The organism is Pseudomonas sp. HMSC066A08 (assembly GCF_001813025.1).
GTDB lineage: Bacteria > Pseudomonadota > Gammaproteobacteria > Pseudomonadales > Pseudomonadaceae > Pseudomonas > Pseudomonas aeruginosa.
Map to the genome: position 1 here is coordinate 39611 of NZ_KV811360.1, position 18172 is coordinate 57782.

The window sequence follows — 18172 nt, forward strand, 5'->3', positions numbered from 1 at the left end:
TGGTGCTGGGCCAGGTCGGGCTGTTCGCCGACGGCGTGGCGGTGGCGCAGATCGGCCAGCACACCTTCGACATCTGCAAGGACCACATCGACGAGGTGATCACCGTCAGCACCGACGAGATCTGTGCGGCGATCAAGGACATCTACGACGACACCCGCTCGATCACCGAGCCGGCCGGCGCGCTGGCGGTGGCCGGGATCAAGAAGTACGTCGAGCGCGAGCGCGCCGAGGGGCAGACCCTGGTGGCGATCGACTCCGGTGCCAACGTCAACTTCGATCGCCTGCGGCATGTCGCCGAACGCGCCGAACTGGGCGAGCGCCGCGAAGCGATCATCGCGGTGACCATTCCCGAGCGGCCGGGCAGCTTCAAGGCGTTCTGCGAGGCAGTCGGCAAGCGCCAGATCACCGAGTTCAACTATCGCTACCACAGCGGCAGCGAGGCGCACATCTTCGTCGGCGTGCAGACCCACCCGGAAAACGACCCGCGCGAGGCGCTGGTGGCTTATCTGCGCGAGAAGGGCTTCCCGGTCCTCGACCTGACCGACAACGAACTGGCCAAGCTGCACATCCGCCATATGGTCGGCGGCCATGCGGTGAAAGTCAGCGACGAGATGGTGTTCCGCTTCGAATTCCCCGAGCGGCCCGGCGCGCTGTTCAACTTCCTCACCAAGCTCGGCGGGCGCTGGAACATCTCGATGTTCCACTACCGCAACCATGGCGCGGCCGACGGCCGGGTGGTGGCCGGGTTGCAGGTGCCGGAAGACGAGCGCCACCTGATCCCGCAGACCCTGGAGGCGATCGGCTATCCGTACTGGGACGAGACCGCCAACCCGGCCTACCGGCTGTTCCTCGGCTGACCCGCGGCGGCTCGCCGGCGCGGGCTGCTAAGCTTCACGGGCAGGTGATCTCCTTCCTCGGGAACTGAGCCCGCCCCCGGCCCCTCAAACGGGCCGGGAACACGGACAAGGATGCGCTGATGGAACATTTTCTCCAGATCAAGATTCTCCACGGAGTCGCCACCGTGCTGCTGTTCGGCGGCCTGCTCGGCCTGGCGCTCTACGCCTGGCGCAGCTGGCGGACGGGCGACGCGGCGCGGGTCGCGCGCGGTTTCAAGCGGGTCCGCCTGATCGGCTGGCCGTTGCTGGGGCTCAGCCTGCTGGCCCTGCCAATCAGCGGCTGGTGGCTGGCGCACCTGGCCGGCTGGCCGTTGGGCCAGAGCTGGCTGCTGTTCGGCGCCTGCCTCTATCTGCTCGGCTGCATCTTCTGGCTGGTCCTCGCCGGCCGCCTGGCGCGGGTCCAGCATCAGGCCGGCGCCGCCGAGACGGCGGGGGCCGCGCTGGGCGAGCAGACCCTGCGCGAGATCAAGGTGGGCCTGGTCATGGCCCTGCTCGGTGCGGCCAGCTTCATCGCGGTGGCGGTACTGATGGTCAGCAAGCCGCTCTGAAACGCCAACGAAATGGACTTCACCGGCCTTCGCCGGTTCTGTAGGAACGCATGCGTATTCTGCTGGTAGGCGCGGGAGGTTTCGTCGGGCGGCACCTGCTCCCGGCGCTGCTCGCCGCCGGACACGAACTGCTCCTCACCGCGCGCCGCCCGCCGGCCGATGCGCCTGCCGGCGCACGCTGGCTGGCGCTCGACCTGGAGCGGCTTGCGGAAAGGCCGGACAGCTTCGCCTGGCCCGCCGGGGTCGACCTGCTGATCAACGCCGCCGGCACCATGAGTCTCGACGAGGCGAGCATGGCTCGCGTCCAGGACAGCGGCGCGCGAACACTCTTCGACCTCGCCGCCGCCCATGGGGCGAAGGTCCTGCAGATTTCCGCGCTGGGCGCCGGTGCGCACCCGGACGTGGCCTTCCTCGCCAGCAAGGCGGCGGCCGACCGCCACCTGCTGGAACTGGGCGTCCCGGCGCTGGTGCTGCGCCCATCCCTGCTGCTGGGGCCGGGCGGCGCCAGCAGCGCCTGGCTGGAACGCCTGTCGCCGCTACCGCTGATTCCCTTGCTGGACAATCGCGCGCGTCTGCAACCGCTGCATGTCGAGGACCTGGTCGGCGCGGTGCTGGCCCTGCTGCGCCGCTGGCCGGAGTGGGCGCAGGTGATTCCGCTGGTGGGTCCGCAGGCGCTGACCCAGGGCGAGCTGCTGGACGAGCTGCGCCGCGCCCAGGGTTGGCCGCGCGGCCGCTATGTGGTGCCGCCCGCGGCGCTTCTCGATGCGTTGGGCGGGCTCGGCCGGCGTGCGGGCTGGCGGACACTGAGTCCATCGATGCTGAAGCTGGTGCGCCACGACAACCTGGCCGACCCGGCACTCCTCGATGCGGCCTGCGGCTATCGTTGCGCGCCGCTGGCCAGTCGGCTGCTCGGCTGGCCGCAGGCGGCACGCAGCCTGGCGGCGCTGATGCGGCCGCTGATGCTGGCGGCGCTGGTGCTGATCTGGCTGGGTACCCTGGTCGCCTGCCTGGGGCCGGGTTACGGCTGGGGCCTGCGGATCCTCGGCGAGGCCGGCATCCACGGCTGGCCGGCGAGCCTGGCGGTGATCGCCGGGGCCCTGCTCGACGGTGTGCTCGGCGTCGGCCTGCTGCTCCGCCGCTGGCGCCGGCGCGCGCTGCTGGCGCAATTCTGGCTGATGCTTGGCTACAGCCTGGCGATCAGCCTGATCCTGCCGCACTACTGGTACGACCCCTACATGGCGGTCGGCAAGAACATCGTGCTGATGGTGGCCACGCTCTGGCTGCTGGGCGACGAACCTCGAGCCAAGGAGGCCCGTGGATGAACCTCTACCTGCTGCTGAAGACCCTGCATATCCTTTCCTCGACCATTCTTTTCGGCACCGGCCTGGGGTCGGCCTACTACGCTCTGCGTGCCTGGCGCAGCGGGCAGTTGCCGGTGATCGCGGTGACCTTCCGCCACCTGGTCACCGCCGACTGGCTGTTCATCGCCACCACCGCGGTGTTCCAGCCGCTCAGCGGCCTGGCCATGGTGCATGTCGCCGGCTGGTCGCTGGCCCAGGGCTGGTTGCTGTGGAGCCTGGGCCTCTACGTGTTCGCCGGGCTCTGCTGGCTACCGGTGGTGTGGTTGCAGATCCGCGTACGCGACATGGCCGAGGCGGCCTTGCGCGAGGCGCGGCCCATCGAACCGCTGGCGTACCGCTACATGAACGCCTGGTTCATCCTCGGCTGGCCGGCCTTCATCGCCTTCATGGTCATCTTCTACCTGATGGTCAACAAGCCGGTCTGAGAGTCCGCTCGGCGCAACCAGAGCAACGCCAGGACCAGGAGCGCCAGGGAACCGCCCCAGTACAACCAGGCGAAGCCGCCGGGCCGTTCCAGCAGGAGGAAGGCCAGGGCCGGGCCCAGCGCGGCACCGAGGTCCTGGACGATGGAGTAGCGGGTCATGAAGCCGACCACGTCGCCGGCGCGGGCGACGTCGGCGGCGAGGGCGTCGGTCAGGGTGGTGAGGGCGGTGGCGACCAGCATCACCAGCAGGGCGATGGCCAGCCAGGCGAGAATGGGCAGCCTGCTGGAAAGCAGGCCGAAGCCCATTGCGCCGACCAGTAGCGCAGCCACGTAGAACCGCCGACGCCCGCGCGGGCCATCCGACCAGGCACCGAAGCGCCCGGCCAGCCAGGGCTCCCAGGACCAGCGCAGGGCCTGGATGATCCCGGAGAGGCCGGCGGCGCTGAGCGCCAGGCCGAGCAGGCTGACCTCGGTGCCGAAGCTGCGGGCGATCAGCGCGCTCAGGGTGGCGGCGAGCACGCCCTGGATCAGGAGCGCGGTGGCGAAGCCGCTGAGGATCACCAGGCCGCGCGGCGGCGGGCGCCTGGCGACGCTGGTGGCTGCCGTTGCGGCGGAGGTCCGCGCATGTCCGGCGGGACTCTCCGGCAAGTCGAAACCCTTCGCCAGCAGCGGCAGGCCGAGCAGTGCCAGGATCGCGAAGGACAGCGCCAGCGCCGGCAGGCCGAGGACCGGCACCAGCAGCCCGCCGAGCAGCATGCCGACCAGGCTGCCCAGGCGGTAGAGGCCGTTGTACAGGCCCATGGCGCGGCCGCGCTGGTGGTCGGCGGCGCAGTAGACCACCGCCGAGAGCCCGCCGATGCGGAAGAACGACCAGCCGATCCCCCACAGTCCGCGCAGCAGCACCCAGGCCAGGAAACCGCTGGCCAGGCCGTAGCCGGCGGTGCTCAGCACGCCGATGACGACCGCCAGGAGCAGGCCGGTCTTCAGTGCCAGGTGCTTGTACAGGCGGCCGATCAGCGGATTGAAGGGCAGGCGGATCAGGCGGTTGATCGACAGCAGCACGCCGACCTGCCAGAGCGCCTCCAGGCCGACCTCGCGCCAGTAGATCGGCAGGGCGATGTAGAGCATCGAGTCGCCGGCCAGGCATAGCGCGGTGGCCAGGGCGACGATCACGACCGGCCGCAGCGAGCCGGGAGCGGGGGCGGTGTGGGGCATCCTGGGTCCGCCGTGGCGCCGCCCGTCGGACGGCGCGCTTGTCAGTGGGTCAACGCAGGGAAATGATCGGCCAGCCGCGTTTTTCCGCCTCGGCGCGCAGGCGCGGATCGGGGTCGACGGCCACCGGCCGGCTGACCTTTTCCAGCAGCGGCAGGTCGTTCAGCGAGTCGCTGTAGAAGCTGGCGCCTTCCAGGTCCAGGCCGTTCTCGTCGAGCCAGCGTTGCAGGCGCACCACCTTGCCGCCCTGGAAGCAGGGCACGTCGAAGGTCTGCCCGGTGTAGCGGCCGTCGCGCATCTCGCACTCGGTGGCGATCAGGGTCTCCACCCCGAGCCGTTCGGCGATCGGGCCGGTGACGAAGCGGTTGGTGGCGGTGATGATCACCAGCCGGTCGCCGGCGGCGCGGTGCTCGGCGAGCAGCGCCTCGCCCTTGGCCAGCACGATCGGCTCGATCACTTCCTGCATGAACTGGCGGTGCCAGGTTTCCAGCTGGGCCATCTCGGTGCGACCGAGGATCGCCTGGGTGAAGGCCTGGTAGGCGAGGACGTCGAGCTTGCCGGCGACGTAGTCGGCATAGAAGGCGTCGTTGCGCGCCTGGTATTCGGCGGCGTCGACCAGGCCGCGCTGGCACAGCCATTCGCCCCAGCTATGGTCGCTGTCGCCGGCGAGCAGGGTGTTGTCGAGATCGAAAAGGGCCAGACGCACGGGGTGACTCCATCGGTTGGCGGGTAGCGGGAGGGCCGCGAGAGCCTTTTGCGAAGGCTCCCACCGGGCCTTGGGAAAACCCCTAGCCTACCGGCTTTTGCCGGCCCTGTATCCTCCCCGCACGAGTCGCAAAGCCGCGCGTTGCCGCTATCACAAGCTTTATGGAACAATGCGGGCACATGCGATTTCGAGGATGTCCCAGCGTGATCGATTCCGATGGTTTTCGCCCGAATGTCGGCATCATTCTCGCCAACGAGGCGGGGCAGGTGCTGTGGGCGCGGCGTATCAATCAGGAAGCCTGGCAGTTCCCGCAGGGAGGCATCAATGATCGCGAAACGCCGGAAGAGGCGCTGTATCGCGAATTGAACGAAGAAGTCGGGCTGGAGGCCGGGGACGTGCGCATCCTGGCCTGCACCCGCGGCTGGTTGCGCTACCGTTTGCCGCAGCGCCTGGTGCGGACCCACAGCCAGCCGCTGTGCATCGGCCAGAAGCAGAAATGGTTCCTGCTGCGGCTGATGTCCGACGAGGCGCGCGTGCGCATGGATATCACCAGCAAGCCCGAGTTCGACGGCTGGCGCTGGGTGAGTTACTGGTACCCCCTGGGACAGGTGGTGACCTTCAAGCGCGAGGTCTACCGCCGCGCCCTGAAGGAACTGGCCCCGCGCCTTCTGGCGCGGGACTGAACACGGAGACAAGGCCCCGAGCATGCTCAACACGCTGCGCAAGATCGTCCAGGAAGTGAACTCCGCCAAGGATCTGAAGGCGGCGCTGGGCATCATCGTGCAGCGGGTCAAGGAAGCCATGGGGACCCAGGTCTGCTCGGTGTACCTGCTCGACACCGAGACCCAGCGTTTCGTCCTGATGGCCACCGAGGGCCTCAACAAGCGCTCCATCGGCAAGGTCAGCATGGCCCCCAGCGAAGGCCTGGTCGGCCTGGTCGGCACCCGCGAGGAGCCGCTCAACCTGGAGAACGCCGCCGCCCACCCGCGCTACCGCTATTTCGCCGAGACCGGCGAGGAGCGCTACGCGTCGTTCCTCGGCGCGCCGATCATCCACCATCGGCGGGTGATGGGGGTGCTGGTGGTGCAGCAGAAGGAGCGCCGCCAGTTCGACGAAGGCGAGGAAGCCTTCCTCGTCACCATGAGCGCCCAGCTCGCCGGGGTCATCGCGCATGCCGAGGCGACCGGTTCGATCCGTGGCCTGGGCAAGCTCGGCAAGGGCATCCAGGAAGCCAAGTTCGTCGGCGTGCCCGGCGCCCCCGGGGTCGGGGTGGGCAAGGCGGTGGTGGTGTTGCCGCCGGCCGACCTGGAAGTGGTGCCGGACAAGCAGGTCGACGACATCGACGCCGAGATCGCCCTGTTCAAGCAGGCCCTGGAGGGCGTTCGCGCCGACATGCGCGCGCTGTCGAGCAAGCTCGCCAGCCAGTTGCGCAAGGAAGAACGCGCGCTGTTCGACGTCTACCTGATGATGCTCGACGATGCCTCCATCGGCAACGAGGTCAAGCGCATCATCCGTACCGGCCAGTGGGCCCAGGGCGCCCTGCGCCAGGTGGTGATGGAGCACGTGCAGCGCTTCGAGCTGATGGACGACGCCTATCTCCGCGAGCGCGCCTCCGACGTCAAGGACATCGGTCGCCGCCTGCTCGCCTACCTGCAGGAAGAACGCAAGCAGAACCTGACCTACCCGGAACAGACCATCATCGTCAGCGAGGAGCTGTCGCCGGCGATGCTCGGCGAGGTACCGGAAGGGCGCCTGGTCGGCCTGGTCTCGGTGCTCGGCTCGGGCAACTCGCACGTGGCTATCCTCGCCCGCGCCATGGGCATCCCCACGGTGATGGGGGCGGTCGACCTGCCGTACTCCAAGGTCGACGGCATCGACCTGATCGTCGATGGCTACCACGGCGAGGTCTACACCAACCCCTCCGCCGAGCTGGTGCGCCAGTACAGCGACGTGGTTGCCGAGGAGCGCGAGCTGAGCAAGGGTCTGGCGGCCCTGCGCGAGCTGCCCTGCGAGACCCTCGACGGCCACCGCATGCCGCTCTGGGTCAACACCGGCCTGCTCGCCGATGTCGCCCGCGCCCAGGAGCGTGGCGCCGAGGGGGTGGGCCTGTACCGCACCGAAGTGCCGTTCATGATCAACGACCGCTTCCCCAGCGAGAAGGAACAGTTGGCGATCTACCGCGAGCAGCTCAGTGCCTTCCACCCGCTGCCGGTGACCATGCGCACCCTGGATATCGGCGGCGACAAGGCGCTGTCCTACTTCCCGATCAAGGAAGACAACCCGTTCCTCGGCTGGCGCGGCATCCGCGTCACCCTCGACCACCCGGAGATCTTCCTGGTCCAGATCCGCGCCATGCTCAAGGCCAGCGAAGGACTGGACAACCTGCGCATCCTGCTGCCGATGATCTCCGGCACCCACGAGCTGGAAGAGGCCCTGCACCTGATCCACCGCGCCTGGGGCGAGGTGCGCGACGAGGGCGTGGACATCGCCATGCCGCCCATCGGCATGATGGTCGAGATTCCCGCCGCCGTGTACCAGACCCGCGAGCTGGCCCGCCAGGTCGACTTCCTTTCGGTCGGTTCGAACGACCTGACCCAGTACCTGCTGGCGGTCGACCGCAACAACCCGCGGGTCGCCGACCTCTACGACTACCTGCATCCGGCCGTGCTGCATGCGTTGAAGAAGGTGGTCGACGATGCCCATCTGGAAGGCAAGCCGGTGAGCATCTGTGGCGAGATGGCCGGCGATCCCGCGGCTGCCGTGCTGCTGATGGCGATGGGCTTCGACAGCCTGTCGATGAACGCCACCAACCTGCCCAAGGTGAAGTGGCTGCTGCGCCAGATCACCCTGGACAAGGCCCGGGACCTGCTCGGCCAGTTGCTCACCTTCGACAACCCGCAGGTCATCCACAGCTCGCTGCACCTGGCGTTGCGCAACCTCGGCCTGGGTCGCGTGATCAACCCGGCGGCTACCGTCCAGCCCTGATTTCCCGCGCGCCGGACGCTTCGTCGTGCGGCGCTTACGCTTTCCCCGCAAGCGTATAGACTGCCTGCCATTCGGTAGAGGCCACTGGCCAGTCGAACGTGCGAGGGATTGCCGTAAATGGACGAACGGGCGTCGAAGCCGCCAGGTCTTCTTCCGCTGTCACGCGAAGACCTTGAGAAAACCCTGCGATATGCCCTGGAGATCGTCAGCGACGGGATCTGGGACTGGAACATCGCGACCGACCAGGTCAGCCGCAGCGCCGGCTGGTACCTGATGCTCGGCTATCCGCCGCATAGCCTGCCGGAGAGCGTGGAAACCTGGAAGAACATCATCCATCCCGAGGACTATCCGCGGGTGATGGCCAGCTTCCAGGCCTACCTCGACGGCGAAAGCCCGGAATACTGCGAGGAATACCGCTGCCGCACCTACAGCGGGGATTACCTGTGGATCAGCGATCGCGGGCGTTTCGTCGAGTTCGACGAGCGCGGCGAGCCGCGGCGGATGATCGGTGCGCACCATGAGATCCATCAGCGCAAGCTGGTCGAGCTGGAGTTGCAGCAGCGCAACGAGGAACTGTTCGACTGGAACCTGCGTCTCGAGGAACTGGTGGCCGAGCGCACTGAGGCGCTGCACCGGGTCAACCAGGCGCTGGCCTCGAAGATGGCCGAGGCCCAGCGCCTGAGCGAAATCGATCCGCTCACCGAGCTGTACAACCGACGCAAGTTCGAGCAGTGCCTGCACCATGAATGGATGCGCCGGCAGCGCCATGGACGCGCCACGGCACTGGTGATGATCGATGTCGATCACTTCAAGCGGATCAATGACCTGTTCGGCCACTCCACCGGCGACCGCGTGCTGGTCGCTTTTGGCCGTCTGATCGCCAGCGAACTGCGCGAGGTGGACGTGCTGGCGCGCTGGGGCGGCGAGGAGTTCATCCTGCTGCTCCCGGAAACCGGCCTGGAGGCCGCGGCGGCCTTGGCCGAACGCCTGCGCCAGCGGGTTCGCTCGCAGTCCTTCGAGATGGGCGAGCGGTTGACCGCCAGCTTCGGCGTCGGCGTGCTGAACGATGACGAGACCCTCGACCTGCTGCTGTGCCGGGTGGACGACGCACTCTATCGGGCCAAGCAGCGTCGCGATTGCGTGGCCTGTTGCTGAAGGGTCAGCCTGGCGGCAGCACCAGGCCGACCTCGCCGAGCCGGGCGCCGGACGGCCCGAAGCTGCGCTCGATCATCTCCCGCGTGCCGTCGGCGTGTACCCGTACGACGCTGCTGGCGCGGGTGCCGTAGCTCGGGCTGGCGATGAACACGCTGGAGAGCAGGCGTTCCGTGGCCAGACCCACGCCGGTATCCGGCAACTGGCCGTCGTCGGCCGGGGCTGCGTCGGCCAGCAGTTCCAGCAGGGCCTGCGGATGCGGCACGGCAAGCCGCTCGGCGAGGGCGGCGCGAGCCTTGAGCAGCTTCGGCCAGGGCGTATCGAGGGCCGCGTTGGACAGCCCGTAGATCCCCGCCGGCAGCAGGCGCGGTGGCCCTACGCGGGGGTTGTAGTGCCAGAGCTGATGGCGGTCGCCAATGAGCAGGTTGAAGCCGGAATAGTCCGCGGCGCGCCCGGCGACCTGCGCCAGATAGTCGGCCGGGTTGCCGCCGCCGCGCAGGAAGTCCGCCACCAGTTCGCCACGGGAGCGCTTGCCGAGAGGCTGCGACGGATCGCGGACGTTGGTCAGGGCGGCGAAACGGCCGGCCGGGCCTAGCCCCAGCCAGGTGCCGCCGGCCTCCAGGTCGCGCCCGGCGAATACCCCCTCGGCGTCCTCCCAGGCCGCCAGCGGCAGGCTCGGGCGGGCATAGAACTCGTCACGGTTGGCGGCGACCAGCAGCGGCAGGGCGTGCCCCGGTTGCCAGGCGAAGACGATCAGGCACATGCGCGATCCTTGGGATGGGCTGGCCGTCAGGCTAAAGGCATCCGCCATCGCCGTTCAAGCACGACGCCTGCCGCACGGCGCGCAATTCCGTTACCATGCCGGCTTTCCAACGGGGGCGTGCATGGAGTTTCTCCTCTATATCGTGCTGGGCGCCTGTGCCGGCGTGCTGGCCGGACTGTTCGGCGTCGGGGGCGGCCTGATCATCGTCCCGGCGCTGGTCTTCAGCTTCACCGCGCACGGTTTCGGCGGCGACGTCCTGACCCAGATGGCGGTCGGCACCTCGCTGGCGACCATCGTCTTCACTTCGATCAACTCCATTCTCGAACACCATCGTCGCGGCGCGGTGCGCTGGCCGGTGTTCGCCTGGATGACCCTCGGCATCCTCATCGGCAGTGCGCTCGGCGCGCTGACCGCGGCGCAGATCAAGGGGCCGCTGTTGCAGAAGATAATCGGGGTGTTCGCCATCCTGGTCGCTTTGCAGATGCTTCTCGACCTCAAGCCCAAGGGTAGCCGCGAGGTGCCCGGCAAGGGCGGCCTGACCCTGGCCGGCGCGGTGATCGGCTGGGCCTCGGCGATCTTCGGCATCGGCGGCGGTTCGCTGACCGTGCCTTTCCTCAGTTGGCGCAGCGTGCCGATGCAGCAGGCGGTTGCGACTTCCTCGGCCTGCGGCCTTCCTATCGCCATTTCCGGCGCTTTGTCGTTCATCGCGGTCGGCTGGCACAACCCGCAGTTGCCGGAGTGGAGCCTGGGCTACGTCTATCTGCCGGCGTTGGTCGGCATCGCCGCCACCAGTATGCTGTTCGCCCGCTTCGGCGCGCGCCTGGCGCATCGTTTGTCGCCGCGCGTACTCAAGCGACTGTTCGCCCTGCTGCTGTTCAGCGTGGGCCTAAGTTTCCTGATCCCCGATCTTGCTTTTCTGTCGTAGGAGTTATCGATGCTGACGTATCCCCAGATCGATCCGGTTGCGCTGGCCGTCGGCCCGCTGAAGATCCACTGGTACGGGCTGATGTACCTGATCGGGATCGGCGGCGCCTGGCTGCTGGCGTCGCGCCGGATGAAGCGCTTCGACCCGACCTGGACCAAGGAGCGCCTTTCCGACCTGGTCTTCTGGGTCGCCTGCGGCGTGATCCTCGGTGGCCGCCTGGGCTACGTGCTGTTCTACAACCTGGACGAGTACATCGCCAACCCGACGCTGATCTTCGAGGTCTGGAAAGGCGGCATGTCCTTCCATGGCGGCCTGCTCGGCGTGATGCTGGCGGTCTGGTGGTTCGGCAAGCGCCATGGCAAGAGCTTCTTCCAACTGATGGACTTCATCGCCCCGCTGGTGCCCATCGGCCTGGGCGCCGGGCGCATCGGCAACTTCATCAACTCGGAACTGTGGGGCAAGGTCAGCGACGTGCCCTGGGCCATGGTCTTCCCCAACGGCGGCCCGTTGCCGCGGCATCCCTCGCAGCTGTACCAGTTCGCCCTGGAAGGCGTGGCGCTGTTCGTCATCCTCTGGCTGTTCACCCGCAAGCCCCGGCCGACCGCCTCGGTCTCCGGCCTGTTCGTGCTGTGCTACGGGATCTTCCGCTTCGTCGTCGAGTTCGTCCGCGTGCCGGATGCCCAGCTCGGCTACCTCGCCTGGGGTTGGCTGACCATGGGCCAGGTGCTCTGCGTACCGATGGTGCTGGCCGGCATTGCCCTGATGGTCTGGGCCTACCGCCGCGACGCGGCGCAGCCGAAGGCGGCCTGAGGGCCCGCCTCCCATGCTCGGGGCGGATAACGTCGCAGGCGTCATCCGCCCCGAGCAGCCGGCTTTCCGCGCCAGGGCGTGCATGGCTTGCGCCGGTCGCGCCGAACTGGCGATGCAGGCTCGGTCGCCGTAGACTTGGCCATCCTTCTGTCATCCCTCGGTGGGAACCGCCACGTTGGCGCCGCACCGATATCGATCCGAGCCTCCGATGAAACAGTACCTCGACCTGATGCGCCACGTGCGCGAGCACGGCACCTTCAAGAGCGACCGCACCGGTACCGGCACCTATAGCGTGTTCGGCCACCAGATGCGCTTCGACCTGGCCGCGGGCTTCCCCCTGGTGACCACCAAGAAGTGCCACCTCAAGTCGATCGTCCACGAGCTGCTGTGGTTCCTCAAGGGCTCCACCAATATCGCCTACCTCAAGGAGCACGGCGTCTCGATCTGGGACGAGTGGGCCGACGAGAACGGCGACCTCGGCCCGGTGTATGGCTACCAGTGGCGCTCCTGGCCGGCGCCGGATGGCCGCCACATCGACCAGATCGCCAACCTGATGGCGATGCTGAAGAAGAATCCGGACTCGCGCCGGCTGATCGTCTCCGCCTGGAACCCGGCGCTGATCGACGAGATGGCCCTGCCGCCCTGCCACGCGCTGTTCCAGTTCTACGTCGCCGACGGCAAGCTCAGCTGCCAGCTCTACCAGCGTTCGGCGGACATCTTCCTCGGCGTACCCTTCAACATCGCCAGCTACGCCCTGCTGACCCTGATGGTGGCGCAGGTCGCCGGCCTGCAGCCGGGCGAGTTCATCTGGACCGGCGGCGATTGCCACCTGTACGCCAACCACCTGGAGCAGGCCGACCTGCAACTGACCCGCGAGCCGCTGCCGTTGCCGAGCATGAAGCTGAATCCCGAGGTGAAGGATCTGTTCGACTTCCGCTTCGAGGACTTCGAACTGGTCGGCTACGAGGCCCATCCGCACATCAAGGCACCGGTCGCGGTCTGACCCTTCGACGGAGCCGTCGGCTCCGCTCAACCGAACAGGCGGCGGTACCAGGGAAGCGCGCGCCAGTCCCGCAAAGCCTGCTCCGCATCTTCTGCGCGTTTCAGCGCCTGCTCCAGGGCTTGCTCCAGCGGTGCGACCGGATGGCTCATGGCGTGGCCATGGCAGAGCTGGAAGTCGTCCAGCAGGTTCGGCGGTAACGCGAAGGCGCCTTCCAGGCGGGCCTGCTCCTCCGCCAGGTAATAGCCGTTGAGGCCGTCGAAGTGGACGAAACGGTAGCCCGCAGCGAGCAGCGGCGCTTTCCATTCGGGGTCGTGGTCGAATGGAGTTTCCGCCAGGATCAGCCACGGGCGCCAGCGGTTCAGGTCGAGGCCGCGGAGCACCGCGCCTTCCAGCCCTTCGACGTCGATCTTGAGGAAGTGGATCGGCCCTTCGACGTGGGCCGCGCAGATCGCGTCCAGGGTGCTGACCTTCACTTCGCGCGGGGTGGCCGTGCAGCCCTCGGCCTGGCGCTGGCGGGCTAGTTCGGGGTCCAGGGTGGAGAGACCCGAGGCGGCCATCTCGTAGAGCGTGGCGCGGCCTTCTCGCTCACCGATGGCGAGGTTCAGGTTGAGGTCTTCCGGCCGCTCCCGCTCCAGCTCGCGGTGCAGGTGGGGCAGCGGTTCGATGTTGATGCCGCGCCAGCCGCGCTCGTAGAACGCCAGGGTGACCGAGTCGATCCGCGGGTGGTTGGCACCGACGTCGATGTAGAACCCCCTGGGGAAGAGCTTCAGGGCCCGCCAGAGTCGGACGTCTTCCAGGTTCTGCGCGTAGGAAACGAAGGGCATGGGCCTACCTCTTGGGCGATCGTCGCCCAGTCTGTCATTCCCCGCGTCCGCTCTCCAGCAATTCGGTCAGCGTGTCGATCTGTTCCTGGCGGTCGCTGCCGCCCACCCGCCTGCCGTTCAGCGACGACCACTCCGGATGCGCGCGCGCCTTGCGCAGCGCTTCCGGCAGCTTGCCTTCGCGCCACTGCTTGTCCTCCGGGGTCTCCAGGCGGATCGCCTCGACCGCCGCGTGGCCGCGCGTTTGCAGGGCGGCCAGGAGCTGCCGTTGGCGCAGCGCGAGCAAGCGCAGCACGGCGTCGTTGACGGTCAGCTCGCGGGCGCCCTTGAGCTTGCCGAGCAGGCGCGAGCCGTAGTGGCCGACGGTCTGCCAGGCGCCGCCGGCGAGGGCGCCGAGGGCGGCGGCGGCGCCAAGGGTGACGCCGCCCACCAGCAGGTCGATGCCGGCGCCGGCCGCGGCGCCGGCCGCAACCCCGCCGCCGAGGCGGATACCGAGTTGGCGCAGGGTCTCCGGATTGAACAGATCGTCGCCCCAACGGCCGTCGAGCAGCGGCAGGTCGGCGGCGCGGGCGTCGTCCCTGGCGAAGGCGTAGAGCCGCAGCAACGCTTCCACGCAGGCCTGCTCGCGCTTGCGCACCTGCTGGTGCAGATCGCGGGTGGCTTCCTGCACGGCGCTTTCGCCGCCGGGCACCAGGCGCCGGCAGGCGGCGACGTCGACCAGCAATTCGGCGATCAGCCGTTGCCCGGCGCGCAGGCGCGCGGCGGCCTGGGTCTCATGGTCGGCGATCAGCCGGTCGAGCTGCGGCCGGGCGCGCTCCAGCAGCAGCGCCAGGCTCTCGTAGAGGCGCCGTTCGCCGTCCAGCGGCGGCGCCACGCTGTCGAAACGCACCAGCGCGTGCAGGCCCAGGCGGGCGAGGGCGGCGCGCCACTCCTCCTCGCGATGCTGCGGGCTGGCGACGAAGTTCAGCACCGGCAGCAGTGGCCGGCCGCAGCCGGCGAGCACCGCCAGTTCGTCGCGATACTTGGCCAGCACCGGTTCGCGGGCGTCGATCACGTAGAGCCCGGCGTCGGAGGCGAGCAACTGGCGGACCACCTTGGCCTCCTGTTCGAAACGCCCGCGCGCTTCGTTGCTGTCCAGCAACCGTGCCATGCGTTCCGGGCCATCGAGACGCTCGCCGGGGCGCTCCAGGGCGTCCAGGTAGTCGAGCAGGGCGATGGCGTCTTCCAGGCCGGGCGTGTCGTAGAGTTCCAGCAGCGCTTCGCCGTCCACCGATAGCCTGGCGCCCTCGACATGGCGGGTGGTGCTGGGGCGATGGGAGACCTCGCCGAATCCGCGGTCGCGAGTCAGGGTGCGCAGCAGCGAGGTCTTGCCGGTATTGGTGTGGCCGACCACGGCCAGGATCAACGGCTCAGTCATGGCCGGTCTCCAGCCAGGCCAGCGGCGAGGTCTCGCCGTGCGGCAGTTGCAGGCGTTCCAGGGCGGCGTGCCAGTCACCCAGGCGGTCGCTGTCGAGCGCTTCGCCGGGCGGAGCCTGGAGCAGCCAGATGCGGGTGCTGGCGGCGCAGCGGGCGAGTTCGCCGAGCAGCGCCAGGGTGCCACGGTCCGGCGAGCGACGCGGGTCGCAGGCGATGGCCAGGCGCGCCGGCGGATAGCGGGTCAGTTGTTCGAGCAGGCGGCGGCGCTGCTGGCCGTCGTCGAGGATGCCGGCGTCGGCGACGCCTTCGGCGAGCTTCGGCGGCCAGGTCCGGCGATCGTCCAGCTCCACCGCCACCAGCACCGCTCCGGCGGCTTCCTGGCCGGACTGGCCGCCCTGCGGCTCCGGTAGCCAGTCCGGCGCCGCGTCGCTGACGCCGAGGCGTTCGCTGGCCGGCATCAAGCGTTCGCGCAGCAGGCTGTAGCCTGGGTCGTCGAGATCCAGGTCGAGGTCGGCCAGGCCGCGTTTCCAGCGCCACAGGCAGAACAGACCGAGCAGCGCGCGCGGCAGGACCCCATAGACCAGCAGTACGCCTACCAGCCAGCCGGCCCAGGCGTGCCGTGCGGCTTCGCTGGCGAGGGCGGCGTCGCCGCTGGCGCGGATCAGCTCGGCGTCCGGCAACGGGAAGCCAAGCAACGCCGGCAGGGCACCGAGCGCCTGGGTGAGGGCGATGAAGGTATCGCTGCCGAGAATGGTGGTTTCCCAGACGAAACCGTAGCGGCGGGTCGCCAGCAGGCCGAGGAGCATGGCCAGCGCGGTCAGCAGGCCGAGCAGCCAGAGCCCGTGGACCAGCGCGCCGAGGCCCCAGCGCGCCAGCCGGCGCCGGCCGAGCAGGACCAATAGCGCCGGCGCCAGGTGCGCGGCGCGGGCATCGCGCGCCAGCTTGCCGCTGAGCCACAGCCAGAGCCGGCCGAGCGCGCCCGCGGCCTCGCCGCCGGCGAGCAGGCCGAGGGCCCAGCCGAGCAGGGTCAGCAGGTGCAGGCCGAGTAGGCTGGCCAGCGCCCAGAACACGTTGACCGGGCGCTGGCCGTCGCCGAGCGCGGCGAAGGCCAGTCCGGCGCCGCTGGCCAGGGCCAGCACCAGCAGCAGGGCCAGTGCCAGCCGCGAACCCTGGCGCCAGGTCCGCTGGGCGTCGAGCAGGCCCTCGCGGCGGCCCAGCCAGTGGGCGCGGGTGAGAATACGGCGCGGCAGGGAACCGCCCTGGGCCAGCGCCTGGCGAACCGCCTCGCTGTCTTCCAGCGGACCGGCCTGCTCCTCGCGCAGGCGAACGGCCTCGGTCAGCCAGAGGGCGTCGAGGCCGGGATGCGTCGTGTGACTCAAGTCACCTCCTGTGTCGATTTCCCTGCCGAGCGTGAATCGTGCCCGGCCAACGGCGTCTGATCAGCGCCAAACATAGCAAAAAGCGCCCCGGCGGCTCATGCCGGCTTGCCAGCCGGCTGGCGGCGGGGCGTGGGGTTTTGACTGGCGCAGCGGCGAAAGCGTTCGGCGCCGGTAGCGAGAGGAGCACTGAGATGAAGGTAGTACGCCGATACCCCCTGGCGCTGTTGCTGGGGATGGCGAGTGCGCTGGCCGACGAGTTGCCCGATGGCTCCTTGCTGCAACGCTATGGCGTGCAGGCCGACCAGTTGCCGACCCTGGCGGCGGATCCGCCGTCGCGCAAGGAGGAGAAGGAAACGCCGTCGCGCTTCCGGGTGGAGCCGGAGCAGCCCTTGGTGACCTTTGGCGTCAAGGACCACAAGGGCGTGGAGCCCACCGGCAACCCGTCGATCGACGCCATGCACGAGCGCGATCGGCGGATCTGCCGGAACATCAGGCGACAGGCACTGGAGAAGGGCAAGGCACAGCCCTTCGACAACTACATCGACTGTCCATGAGGCCGGCGCCCACGCATGGGCGCCGGTCGGGCTGCGTCAGCGCTGCTCGCGCAGGCGCACGGCGACGTCCGGCTGGTCGCTGAACAGGCCGTCGATGCCGGCGTCGAGGTAGGCCCTGATCTCGCCGGCCAGGTCGCCGCGCGACTGCGGGTTGCCGTCGGCGCTGCGGAACTCCGCCGGAAGGAAGCTGTTTTCCGCGCGGAAGGTGTAGGGTTGCACCTTCAGTCCGGCGGCGTGGGCGTCGCCGACGAAGCGGGTCGGCTGGCCGAGGTTGCCGTTGGCATCGCGGGGAATCACGTAGCTCTTGTCCGGACCGACCCCGTAGGCGTAGCGCGCCACCTGGCGCAGGCCCTTGGCGGTGGCCATCTCGGCGTAGGTCAGGCTGCCGCCGGCAGCCTGCTGGTCGTAGGGCTGGCCGCTGCCGTAGAGCTGGATCAGGCGGATGCCGGTGAGGCGCTTGAGTTCCTTCAGGTTGTTCACCTCGAAGGACTGGATGAATACCGGGGCACGCGAACCGAGGTAGCCGTTGCGGTGCAGGGTCTTCACCAGCGGGCGTTCCATGGCCAGGCCGAGGCGCTGGAAGTGGGTGCCGTGCTTGATCTCGGGGTACAGGCCGATGGTGCGCTGCTGGCTGATCTGCAGGCTTTTCACCAGGTCGATGATCTCCTGCAGGGTGGGGATCTCGAAGGTGCCGTCCAGGCGCGCATTGCCCGGGCGGATCGTGGGGATGCGCTCGATGGCGCGCAGGGTCTTCAGTTCGGCGAGGGTGAAGTCTTCGCTGAACCAGCCGGTGAGTTCCACTCCGTCGACTTTCTGCGTGCGCTTGCGGTCGGCGAACTCCGGGTGCTGGGCGACATCGGTGGTCAGGCCCAGTTCGTTGTCGTGGCGGGCGACCAGCTTGCCGTCGCGGGTCATCACCAGGTCCGGCTCGACGTAGTCGGCACCCATCATCACCGCCAGGGCGTAGGCGCCCAGGGTGTGTTCCGGTACGTAACCGCTGGCGCCCCGGTGGGCGATGACCAGCGGCGAGCGTTCGTCGCTGGCCGGGTGGCGGACGGAGGCCTGGCCCTGGGCCCAGTCGATGGCGCGTTGTACGTTGCCGGTGTCGGCGTGGGCGGCGCTGGCCAGGCCAGCGGCGAGCATCAGGCAGGCGGCGCCGAGGTGGCGGCGCAGGAAGGCTGGTTGCATGACGGGTCCTCGTCGGCGGTTCGGGAGTG

The 18172-nt window shown here is 68.9% G+C and carries 17 protein-coding genes and 1 pseudogene; 11 read left to right on the forward strand and 7 right to left on the reverse strand.

Going from position 1 to position 18172, the window contains the following annotated elements; genetic code table 11:
* The 4 genes and pseudogenes from ilvA to HMPREF2886_RS27545 form a co-directional block, all read left to right on the forward strand.
* Window positions 1-857: pseudogene (ilvA, locus tag HMPREF2886_RS27530) on the forward strand (threonine ammonia-lyase, biosynthetic); the annotation flags it as partial.
* A 119-nt stretch (window positions 858-976) separates the two neighbouring features.
* Window positions 977-1444, forward strand: a complete 468-nt coding sequence (locus tag HMPREF2886_RS27535) for a DUF2269 domain-containing protein (RefSeq protein ID WP_070748755.1) — start codon at window positions 977-979, stop codon at window positions 1442-1444.
* Between the two features lie 50 nt (window positions 1445-1494).
* Window positions 1495-2766, forward strand: coding sequence for an SDR family oxidoreductase (locus HMPREF2886_RS27540; RefSeq protein WP_070748757.1), 1272 nt, complete (start codon window positions 1495-1497; stop codon window positions 2764-2766).
* Window positions 2763-3230 carry a DUF2269 family protein gene (locus HMPREF2886_RS27545; RefSeq protein WP_003084393.1) on the forward strand — a complete coding sequence of 156 codons (468 nt, stop codon included), beginning with the start codon at window positions 2763-2765 and terminating at the stop codon, window positions 3228-3230. The genes HMPREF2886_RS27540 and HMPREF2886_RS27545 overlap by 4 nt, the downstream gene beginning before the upstream one ends.
* On the opposite strand, the gene HMPREF2886_RS27550 is transcribed toward HMPREF2886_RS27545, so the two are convergent.
* On the reverse strand, window positions 3203-4444 hold the full coding sequence (locus HMPREF2886_RS27550; protein ID WP_033971807.1) for an MFS transporter: 1242 nt from the start codon (window positions 4442-4444) through the stop codon (window positions 3203-3205). The two genes, HMPREF2886_RS27545 and HMPREF2886_RS27550, sit on opposite strands and share 28 nt — an antisense overlap.
* 49 nt (window positions 4445-4493) lie before the next feature.
* Window positions 4494-5147, reverse strand: a complete 654-nt coding sequence (locus HMPREF2886_RS27555; protein WP_003110585.1) for a histidinol-phosphatase — start codon at window positions 5145-5147, stop codon at window positions 4494-4496.
* 203 nt (window positions 5148-5350) lie between these two features.
* Between HMPREF2886_RS27555 and HMPREF2886_RS27560 the strand changes: the two genes are divergently transcribed.
* The 3 genes from HMPREF2886_RS27560 to HMPREF2886_RS27570 all read left to right on the forward strand — a co-directional run bounded on the left by HMPREF2886_RS27560 (window position 5351) and on the right by HMPREF2886_RS27570 (window position 9287).
* Window positions 5351-5830 carry an RNA pyrophosphohydrolase gene (locus HMPREF2886_RS27560; protein ID WP_003084400.1) on the forward strand — a complete coding sequence of 160 codons (480 nt, stop codon included), beginning with the start codon at window positions 5351-5353 and terminating at the stop codon, window positions 5828-5830.
* Between the two features lie 22 nt (window positions 5831-5852).
* Entirely contained in the window at window positions 5853-8132 is a 2280-nt protein-coding gene (gene ptsP, locus HMPREF2886_RS27565; RefSeq protein WP_070748759.1) for a phosphoenolpyruvate--protein phosphotransferase, read from the forward strand.
* Window positions 8133-8249: 117 nt separating this feature from the next.
* A complete protein-coding gene (locus HMPREF2886_RS27570; protein ID WP_058173529.1) occupies window positions 8250-9287 on the forward strand; it encodes a sensor domain-containing diguanylate cyclase in 1038 nt (345 codons plus the stop codon).
* Between the two features lie 4 nt (window positions 9288-9291).
* On the opposite strand, the gene HMPREF2886_RS27575 is transcribed toward HMPREF2886_RS27570, so the two are convergent.
* Window positions 9292-10047, reverse strand: coding sequence for an NRDE family protein (locus HMPREF2886_RS27575; protein WP_033971805.1), 756 nt, complete (start codon window positions 10045-10047; stop codon window positions 9292-9294).
* A 121-nt stretch (window positions 10048-10168) separates the two neighbouring features.
* Between HMPREF2886_RS27575 and HMPREF2886_RS27580 the strand changes: the two genes are divergently transcribed.
* The 3 genes from HMPREF2886_RS27580 (at window position 10169) to HMPREF2886_RS27590 (ending at window position 12785) form a co-directional block, all read left to right on the forward strand.
* On the forward strand, window positions 10169-10972 hold the full coding sequence (locus HMPREF2886_RS27580) for a sulfite exporter TauE/SafE family protein (protein WP_033971804.1): 804 nt from the start codon (window positions 10169-10171) through the stop codon (window positions 10970-10972).
* A 9-nt stretch (window positions 10973-10981) separates the two neighbouring features.
* A complete protein-coding gene (gene lgt, locus HMPREF2886_RS27585) occupies window positions 10982-11782 on the forward strand; it encodes a prolipoprotein diacylglyceryl transferase (protein WP_003084409.1) in 801 nt (266 codons plus the stop codon).
* 208 nt (window positions 11783-11990) lie between these two features.
* A complete protein-coding gene (locus tag HMPREF2886_RS27590; protein WP_003110588.1) occupies window positions 11991-12785 on the forward strand; it encodes a thymidylate synthase in 795 nt (264 codons plus the stop codon).
* A gap of 26 nt (window positions 12786-12811) precedes the next feature.
* On the opposite strand, the gene HMPREF2886_RS27595 is transcribed toward HMPREF2886_RS27590, so the two are convergent.
* From HMPREF2886_RS27595 to HMPREF2886_RS27605, 3 genes are read right to left on the reverse strand one after another with little or no spacing between them, the layout of a single operon-like run.
* Window positions 12812-13609 (reverse strand): FkbM family methyltransferase, encoded by a 798-nt coding sequence (locus tag HMPREF2886_RS27595; RefSeq protein ID WP_058017882.1) that lies wholly within the window; start codon window positions 13607-13609, stop codon window positions 12812-12814.
* Between the two features lie 34 nt (window positions 13610-13643).
* A complete protein-coding gene (locus HMPREF2886_RS27600; RefSeq protein WP_039027913.1) occupies window positions 13644-15023 on the reverse strand; it encodes a GTPase/DUF3482 domain-containing protein in 1380 nt (459 codons plus the stop codon).
* Window positions 15016-16401, reverse strand: coding sequence for a DUF2868 domain-containing protein (locus HMPREF2886_RS27605; RefSeq protein WP_070748761.1), 1386 nt, complete (start codon window positions 16399-16401; stop codon window positions 15016-15018). The genes HMPREF2886_RS27600 and HMPREF2886_RS27605 overlap by 8 nt, the downstream gene beginning before the upstream one ends.
* Before the next feature lie 191 nt (window positions 16402-16592).
* On the opposite strand from HMPREF2886_RS27605, the gene HMPREF2886_RS27610 reads away from it, so the two are divergent.
* Window positions 16593-16955, forward strand: a complete 363-nt coding sequence (locus HMPREF2886_RS27610) for a hypothetical protein (protein ID WP_033971800.1) — start codon at window positions 16593-16595, stop codon at window positions 16953-16955.
* 36 nt (window positions 16956-16991) lie between these two features.
* On the opposite strand, the gene HMPREF2886_RS27615 is transcribed toward HMPREF2886_RS27610, so the two are convergent.
* Window positions 16992-18143: a glycerophosphodiester phosphodiesterase gene (locus HMPREF2886_RS27615; protein ID WP_070748763.1), complete on the reverse strand. Its 1152-nt coding sequence runs from the start codon at window positions 18141-18143 to the stop codon at window positions 16992-16994.
* Window positions 18144-18172: the final 29 nt, after the last annotated feature.